The organism is Parabacteroides sp. B2-S-102 (genome assembly GCF_023656665.1).
GTDB classification, from domain to species: Bacteria; Bacteroidota; Bacteroidia; order Bacteroidales; family Tannerellaceae; genus Parabacteroides; species Parabacteroides distasonis.
In genome coordinates, this window is the sequence record NZ_JAMOKM010000014.1 from 112,682 (window position 1) to 121,216 (window position 8,535).

8 protein-coding genes are annotated in these 8,535 nt (G+C 48.4%); 4 read left to right on the forward strand and 4 right to left on the reverse strand.

The genetic code is table 11. The annotated features are described in order from the left end of the window. Positions 1 to 1,320 (forward strand): TldD/PmbA family protein, encoded by a 1,320-nt coding sequence (locus tag NBH07_RS16405; RefSeq protein ID WP_005862700.1) that lies wholly within the window; start codon positions 1 to 3, stop codon positions 1,318 to 1,320. 80 nt (positions 1,321 to 1,400) lie between these two features. Here NBH07_RS16405 and trhA read toward each other — a convergent pair whose 3' ends face one another. Genes trhA through NBH07_RS16420 form a run of 3 tightly spaced genes read right to left on the reverse strand, consistent with a single transcriptional unit; the run spans position 1,401 to position 4,504 of the window. Continuing rightward, entirely contained in the window at positions 1,401 to 2,051 is a 651-nt protein-coding gene (trhA, locus tag NBH07_RS16410; RefSeq protein ID WP_009275107.1) for a PAQR family membrane homeostasis protein TrhA, read from the reverse strand. A 17-nt stretch (positions 2,052 to 2,068) separates the two neighbouring features. Continuing rightward, on the reverse strand, positions 2,069 to 2,275 hold the full coding sequence (locus NBH07_RS16415) for a heavy-metal-associated domain-containing protein (RefSeq protein WP_005857310.1): 207 nt from the start codon (positions 2,273 to 2,275) through the stop codon (positions 2,069 to 2,071). Positions 2,276 to 2,290: 15 nt separating this feature from the next. Further along, a complete protein-coding gene (locus NBH07_RS16420) occupies positions 2,291 to 4,504 on the reverse strand; it encodes a heavy metal translocating P-type ATPase (protein ID WP_009275106.1) in 2,214 nt (737 codons plus the stop codon). 215 nt (positions 4,505 to 4,719) lie between these two features. Between NBH07_RS16420 and NBH07_RS16425 the strand changes: the two genes are divergently transcribed. Continuing rightward, complete coding sequence (locus tag NBH07_RS16425; protein WP_005857314.1) at positions 4,720 to 5,169, forward strand: NanQ anomerase/TabA/YiaL family protein; 450 nt, start codon at positions 4,720 to 4,722, stop codon at positions 5,167 to 5,169. Between the two features lie 53 nt (positions 5,170 to 5,222). Here NBH07_RS16425 and NBH07_RS16430 read toward each other — a convergent pair whose 3' ends face one another. Then, on the reverse strand, positions 5,223 to 5,363 hold the full coding sequence (locus tag NBH07_RS16430; RefSeq protein ID WP_005857316.1) for a hypothetical protein: 141 nt from the start codon (positions 5,361 to 5,363) through the stop codon (positions 5,223 to 5,225). A gap of 135 nt (positions 5,364 to 5,498) precedes the next feature. Here NBH07_RS16430 and NBH07_RS16435 point away from each other — a divergent pair, with 135 nt between their 5' ends. Then, positions 5,499 to 6,677, forward strand: a complete 1,179-nt coding sequence (locus tag NBH07_RS16435; protein WP_009017302.1) for a M24 family metallopeptidase — start codon at positions 5,499 to 5,501, stop codon at positions 6,675 to 6,677. 43 nt (positions 6,678 to 6,720) lie between these two features. After that, on the forward strand, positions 6,721 to 8,421 hold the full coding sequence (locus NBH07_RS16440) for an alkaline phosphatase (protein ID WP_129984548.1): 1,701 nt from the start codon (positions 6,721 to 6,723) through the stop codon (positions 8,419 to 8,421). Positions 8,422 to 8,535: the final 114 nt, after the last annotated feature.

Genomic DNA, 8,535 nt, shown 5'->3' on the forward strand with positions numbered 1-8,535 from the left:
ATGATAACAAACGAAAATAAGAAATTGGCTCAATGGGCCATGGAATATGCCTTGAAGAATGGTTGCCAATCTTCACGTGTCACGCTTTACAATGGTTCCAGCAGTTCGTTTGAGATACGGGATATGAAAATAGACCGTCTGCAACAGGCATCCGAGAACAGCATGGTGGTTCATTTGTTCGTGGACGGCCGTTACGGCTCCTACTCTACCAATCGCTTGGATAAGAAAGAGCTGGAGAAGTTCATCAAGGATGGTATCGCCGCCACTCGTTTCCTCGCCGAGGACAAGGCTCGCACGCTGCCGGACGCTTCCTTGTATTATAAAGGTGGGGCGGCGGACTTGCGATTGGTCGACCCGAATTTCGACTCCGTGCAACCGGACGACAAGGTAGCGTTGGCCATGAGCGTCTGTGAGGAAATCATGGGCAAGGACGACCGGATCATCTCCGCCAACGCTTCCTACAGCGACGAGAAAGACTTTAAGTACATGGTAGCCAGCAACGGTTTCGAAGGCGAGGCTTCTGGTTCCTCTTATGGCTTGGTGGGGAGTGTCAGCATCCGTGGGGAGGGTGACGCCCGTCCCGAGTCTTATTGGTACGACTCTTCCTTGTATTATGACGAGCTGGTGAAGACCGGTATCGGTACGAAAGCGCTGGAACGGGTGCTTCGAAAACTGGGACAGCGGAAAGTGGCGTCCGGTAAATATACCATGATCGTGGATAACATGAACTCCAGTCGTCTGCTTTCTCCAGTAATCGGAGCCATTTACGGTTCCTCCATCCAGCAAAAGAACTCTTTCTTGTTGGATAAGATCGACCAAAAGGTAGCGAGCGACAAGATGACCTTGATAGATGAGCCTCATTTGGTAAAGGCTTCCGGCGCACGTTATTTCGATAGCGAGGGTGTTGCCACGAAACGTCTTCCGGTATTCGAGCAGGGTATATTGAAAACGTATTATATCGATACGTATTCCGCCAACAAGATGGGCATGGAACAAACGATCGGCTCTCCCTCGATTCTTACCATGCGGAATGGTGATAAGGATCTGGACGGATTGATCGCCTCTATCGACAAAGGTATATTGGTGACCGGCTTCAACGGTGGAAACTGCAATAGCACGACCGGCGATTTCTCGTATGGCGTGGAAGGTTTCTTGATCGAGAGAGGCAAGCTATCCCAACCGATCTCCGAGATGAACGCCACGGGTAATATGCTCTCCCTATGGAGTAACCTAGCGGAAGTCGGAAACGACCCCCGCCTATCCTCCAGCTGGCGAATCCCTTCCTTGCTTTTCAATGGGGTTGATTTTAGCGGATTATAAATACGAGAAACAACATACGGAAGAACAAGAATAAAAGAAGCCGGAACCGCTAAACACAGTTCCGGCTTCTTTGTTTTTCCTTACACCAAATTATAGATCGCTATAAAATGGCAAACCGTTCCCCCGAGAACGAATAAATGCCATGCGGAATGCATATATTTATATTTATCCAGAAAGAAGAAAATCGTTCCTAAGGAATAGAACAAGCCTCCTCCGATCAGCCAATATAAGACATACATCGAATCCGTACGCTGGAAAACATCGATCAAAGGTTTGAAAGCGATAATCACCACCCAACTCATCAGCAGATAACAAACCGTTTTCAGATTATCCTTTTTCTTCATCCGACGGAAACTAAACCATACGCCGATAACCGCGGCCAGCCAAACCGTAATAAATAATCCCCAGCCCCAGAAACCCTCGTCGCGGAGAGCCACCAAGGTAAATGGCGTATAAGTACCCGCGATATGCAAATAAATAGCGCTATGATCCCAACGGCGCAACTGGCATTTTCGCTTGGGATCGGAAGCGGCGTGGTAAAAGGTAGATGTCACATACGAGGAAGTCATGCACAACGCATAAACGGCGAAACTACCGATCACCCACGGATCACCTGTACGAATCCCGGCGATCATCAAGACGATAATCGCCGTTAAGCCGAACAACATACCCGCGCCATGCGTAAGCACATTCGCAACTTCCTCACCATGAGTTTGTCTTTGTTTTCTCATCCATCCGATCGCTACGACTACAAGGCGCTGGCCTTGAAACCGGCCTCCGATACGGCGGAAAGAATGGTCTCCGCCGGAAGATCGGTCGTTATGGTCAATGTCTTATCCGGAGATTTCAAGTCGATCGACCATGCGTCCTCTTTTACTAATTTATTCAACTTAGCGCCGATAGCCGCCACGCATCCGCCACATTTAGCGTTTGTCTTAAATTTTAATGTTGCCATATCTCTACTTATTATTTAAAGTTTACTCCATTTCAACCGTAAGCTATTTAATACCACCGACACGGAACTGAAAGCCATCGCGGCGCTCGCCAACATCGGGTTCAGTAACAGTCCGTTCACCGGGAATAAGACACCCGCCGCCAATGGGATTCCGATCAAGTTATAGATAAATGCCCAGAATAAATTCTGGTGGATCGAGCGAACCGTACGTTTCGACAAGCGGATCGCATCCGGCAATAACATCAAATCCGAAGTAATCAACGTGACCATCGCCACATCCATGGCGATATCCGTTCCCTTACCCATCGCAATGCTCACATCCGCACGGGCTAAAGCTTGCGAGTCGTTGATACCATCCCCAACCATAGCCACTTTCCTTCCGGCGGCTTGCAAGGAACGGATATACTCCTCCTTATCGCTCGGCAAGACATCTGCCTTATAATGACGGATATCCAGCATGGCCGCAACGGTCTCGGCGGTCCGTTTTCCATCGCCGGTCAATAAATGAACCTCGATACCCATTTCTTTCAAGGCCTCTACCGCCTCTCCCGACGTAGGTTTCAACCGATCCGAAATAGCCATGACCGCAAGCAATTCCGATTCCCAACCGTAATAAACGATACTCTTGCCATCCTCTTCCCACCGGATGATTTCCCGGCCAGCCTCGGGCGGAACCATCGCCTTGAAGGTTTCCAAAAAGCCTTTGCTTCCTACCCAATACGTCACGCCATGTACCTGCATTTGGATACCACGCCCCGTTACGCTCTCGAAACTATCAGCGTCGATCTCCGCGGCCTCCGTTCCTTTCAACCATGAGAGGATAGCGGACGCCAAAGGATGCTCAGACTTCATCTCGGCGGTATAAAGGATATCCAGCATATCCCGGCTCGCCTCCGATATCCAGAAAGAGTCTGTCACCTCGGGCACGCCCTCGGTCAAGGTCCCGGTCTTATCCAGCACGACGGTATCCACCTTACAAAGGTTTTCCAAGGCAAAAGCGTCTTTGATCAATATATGATGCTCGGCGCCTTTACCCATCCCGACCATCAAGGCAGTTGGCGTAGCAAGTCCCAACGCGCAAGGGCAAGCGATCACCAATACCGATACCGCCGATAAGAGAGCGTACGAGAAGTACCCGCTTCCTCCTACTACCAGCCAGACGATAAAAGTGAGTATCGCCAATCCGACAACGATCGGTACAAATATACCACTTATTTTATCAACGATACGCTGCACGGGTGCCTTACTTCCTTGAGCGGCTTGTACCATCTGTACGATTTGCGATAATACGGTAGCGCTCCCCACCCCGGTCGCCTCCATCAAGAAAGCGCCCTTTTGGTTGATCGTCCCGGCCAAGACTCGGTCACCTTGTGATTTCACGACAGGAATCGGCTCGCCACTCAACATGCTCTCATCCACGGAAGAGGAACCTTGAGACACCGTGCCGTCCACCGGGATCTTCTCACCGGGACGGACACTGACAAGATCTCCCACCCGCAAGAACGAGATAGAGACCTCTTCCTCCTGACCATCTCGCACACGACGGGCGGTTTTAGGCTGCAATCCCATCAAGCTCTTGATAGCGGAAGAAGTGCTGTTCTTCGCCCGCTCCTCCAGAAGTTTACCCAACAGAACGAATGCTATGATCACGCCGGATGCCTCATAATAAACATGCGGCTCCAATCCTTTCTCATACCAGAACTGCGGGTATACGGTATTGAAGAAACTGAACAGGAAAGCGATCGAGGTACTCAACGCCACCAATGTATCCATATTGGCGCTACCGTGCAACGCATGGCGCACGCCGTTCACGTAGAACGACCGCCCGAACACGATCATAATCACCAAGGCCAGCGCCATCATGATCCAGTTACCGCCGGGCGTATGCATAAACACCATTCCCAGCAGGGCCAGCGGAATGGAAAGTACCCACGCCCCGATCGTATTCCGGCGTAGCTTCCGGTAATGCTCTCGTGCCATCTCTTCCTGTACCGCCGTCGGATCCTCTACCTCCACGACCAAATCGTATCCGGCCTCCTGCACGGCCTCTCTCATTTTCTGAGGAGTAATCAAGGATGGATGGTATTTGACGGAAAGCGTATTCGCCGCGAAATTTACCGATGCCTCCTCCACGCCGGGAAGTCCCTTCACCGTATTCTCTACGTTATTGGCACATACGGCACAACTCATCTCAAGAACCGGGAGTATAATTGTCTCCAAATCTTTCATAGATCGTATCACCTGTTTAGTTATATATAAATGAATAACAAAGATACGATAAATATGATTGCAACCAGATTGCAAACTTTGCGAAACAGTATTTACGTACGTTAAGAAACTTAGGAACTTAATAGATTTATTTGAGAAATATGACTATTATTTAACAGGGAAATACCCGACATTTGTAACGATTTTCAAACCAATTACTAAAACTTAATAACAATATGATTCTAGACTCACTTGAGAACTCTAAGCGGATCGAATGTATCCATCCGCTGTTTAAGCAGGCTTTTGACTATGTTAAGTCTACTGATTTTTCAAAAATGGAAGATGGTAAATACGATATAGCGGACGCTGGTTTCACGGTTAGCATCGCCAGCCTCTTCGGAAAGGAGAAGTCGGAAGCGGCCATCGAGACCCACAAGAAATTTATCGATATCCAATTCCCCTTATTGGGCGTAGAGAAAATCGGATGGAAACCGGGAGATCAATTACTAGAGGAGTCCGTTCCATACAACGAGGAGCAAGATATCGCCTTTTATATCGACAAACCTACCGCCTATACGAAAATCTATCCCGGACAATTCGCCATTTATTTCCCGGAAGACGGGCACGCCCCGGGTATCGGCCAAGGGAATATCCGGAAGGTGGTTATCAAGATCCCGGTCCAATAGTATCGAATACCCTATCTGTTCCGCAAGAATAATCAGCTGAATACTTATATATTCTATATCGGATCTACTTCTATTCTACAAACCACGGCGTGGTCTTTGTAAACCACGCCATGATCTGTAAAGACCACGCCGTGGTTTATAGGATTCACGACGAGAATCAAGGAATAGATACAGATACGATTATCTTTATTCATAAGAAGATTTCCCTATTCAACCGTATATTCGCATATATGCGTTTGTAATACTTTATTCACCTCAAATCCACTTAAATCTCGTAAATTCTTGTTACCTTTGATGCCCGGTACAAAATAAAAGTAATACAAAGGAAGATGATTTCAGAAGAATTGAAGAACGACCTAAAGATAAAATGGGATCGGATGAGAGATGGTATGGCAAAAATGGGTATGGATGCCTGTTTGCTTACCGTAGATGTAAATCTTTATTATACGACAGGACAAATCTATAGTGGTTATTTTTATTTGCCGGTAGACGGTGAGCCGTGGTTCCTGATCAAGCGACCGAACGGGCTTTCCGGACATCAAGTGGAATACATCCGCAAGCCGGAAGACATCCCGCCCCTATTCGCGGAACGAGGGATCAAGATGCCGAAAAGACTCTTATTAGAGGCAGATGAGTTAACTTATAATGAATATATCCGTTTACAAAAGGTATTCCAACCGGAGGAGGCCGGTAACGCCACCGCTTTCATGCGAAACCTTCGCCGGGTAAAAACCCCTTGGGAGATCGGGCAATTCCGTATCGCCGCCCGCAAGCACGAGGCTACTTATAGCGAGATCCCGGAATGCTTCCGTCCCGGTATGACAGACTTGGAGTTTCAGTACGAGATCGAGAAACGTATGCGCAAGAACGGCTCGATCGGTCTTTTCCGTGCTTTCGGAGCCAATATGGATATCTATATGGGTAGTATTCTCGCCGGGGAAAACGCCGAGACCCCATCCCCTTTTGATTTCGCTTTGGGTGGAGGCGGCATAGACGCTTCTTGTCCGCTAGGCGCTAACGGTACTTTATTAAAAGAAGGTACCGCTATCATGGTGGATATGGCCGGCAATTATACGGCTTATATGACGGACATGACCCGTGTCTTCTCCGTAGGCCGCCTGACGGAGGAAGCTTATCGGGCGCATCAAGTGGCCCTTACGATACAGCAGGAGGTAGAAAACGCTACCCGCCCGGGAACCGCTTGTTCGGATTTATATAATATAGCGGCGAATATCGCTAAGAAAGAAGGTCTTTCGGCTAACTTTATGGGAACCGAGCAGCAGGCTAAATTCGTGGGACATGGCATCGGTATACAGATCAATGAGCTACCCGTGCTTACCCCTCGCTCGAAAGAGGAGCTTTTGCCGAATATGGTATTCGCCTTGGAGCCCAAATTCGTGATCCCGGGTGTCGGTGCCGTGGGTATCGAGAACAGTTTCCTTGTAACGGAGACGGGCGTGGAGAAGTTGACACGGTTCAACGAGGAGATCATTCCACTTGGAAATTAAGATTTAATAGAAGAATTTGTTATACATTATTAAATTAAAACACATGAAAAAAACATTAGCTTTTCTACTTTTGCTGGCTATTATCATTATGCCGGCCAATGCCGTGGAAAAGGAGAACGTGAAGCCTGTCAAGAACGTGATTCTCTTAATCCCGGACGGAACCTCATTGGCGACTATCTCTATCGCCCGTTGGTTGCAATGGTACCAAGATCCCAGCAAACCGAAATTGAACATCGACCCGTATTTGTGCGGAACGGTGCGTACGCATTCTTCTAACGCCCCTATCGGCGACTCCGCTCCTACTACATCATGCTACATGACCGGACAGCCGAGCCGTACGGGTTATGTATCCACTTACCCGGAGAACGACGGTGATAACGATATCTACCCGACCGACCCGGCCCGTGCCTTCCAACCGCTTACCACCGTATTGGAGGCTGGCAAGATGTTGCAGGGCAAAGCCACGGGATTGGTTTTCACTTGCGAATTCCCGCACGCTACCCCGGCGGACTGCTCCGCTCATAGCTACAATCGTGGTAAATACGACTGGATCGCTCCGCAGATGGTTCATAATGATATCAATGTCGTTATCGGTGGCGGAGTGTCTATCCTTACGAAGGATATGGAAGATTATCTATTGGCGAACGGGTATGGCGTATATAGAAACGACCTGCAAGGTATGCGTGCCGACAATAACCAGAAGATGTGGGCTTTATATGGCGATAAGGAAATGGCTTACGATATCGACCGCAATCCGGAAGAGCAACCTTCTATCGAGGAAATGACTCGTAAGGCGATCGACAAATTATCCAAGAACCCGAATGGTTTCTTCTTAATGGTAGAAGGCAGTAAGGTAGACTGGGCCGCTCATGGAAATGACCCGGTAGGTATGGCTACCGATTTCTTGGCATTCGATCGTGCCTGCGGTGCCGCATTGGAGTTCGCACGCAATAACGGCGAGACTGCCGTTGTCATCGTACCCGACCACGGAAACAGCGGTATCAGCTTAGGTAGAAGAGATTGTAAAGGTTACGATAAATTGACGAAAGACCAATTGTTCCACCAATTCTCCCTGTATAAATTGACCGCCGAGGGTTTCGCCAACAAGGTAAACAGCGTTCCTAACTCAGAAGTGCAAAACGTATTCCGCACCTACGCCGGCTTCGAGCTGACACCGGAAGAGATGAACGCGTTGAACAATTGCAAGGACTACAAGAACAGCCCGATACCGGAAGACCAACGCAAACCGGAAGATAATTCCTCCATGTACAGTGGCTCGTTAACCGGATTGATGGCGCATATCATCACTTCCCGCACTTGCTTCGGTTTCACGACCGGCGGTCATACGGGCGAGGAAGTATTCCTAGCCGCTTACCATCCGCAAGGAACCTTACCCCTAGGTATGAATACGAACATCGAGCTGAATGAGTACTTATGCAATTTGTTCGGATTGACACACGGAAACTTGGAAGATCTTACAAGCAAGAACTTCGCACGCCACACGGACGTATTCGAGGATTACACTTGCGAGATCGTCCCTGCCGCCGACGAGAAAGGTTCTCCAACCTTGATCGTTAAGAACAAGAAAGATAAGAAAAAACAGCTAACGATCACCCCGTTCTCCAACATCGTGAAGTCCGGGAAGAAAGGCCAAGATGAGATACGGTTAAACTCTGTCGTCGTTTATGTCGATAAAAATAACACGTTCTATCTTCCGGCAAGTCTAGTTGATTTCTTAAAATAAACAGATAGCTAAAAAGTAAATTTGAGAAAAGCGTAGCGATTCAACTGAAAGAGTGGTCGTTACGCTTTTGCTTTTGATGTGGAAAAGGTCGTTTGCAGACATCCAAAAGCCACA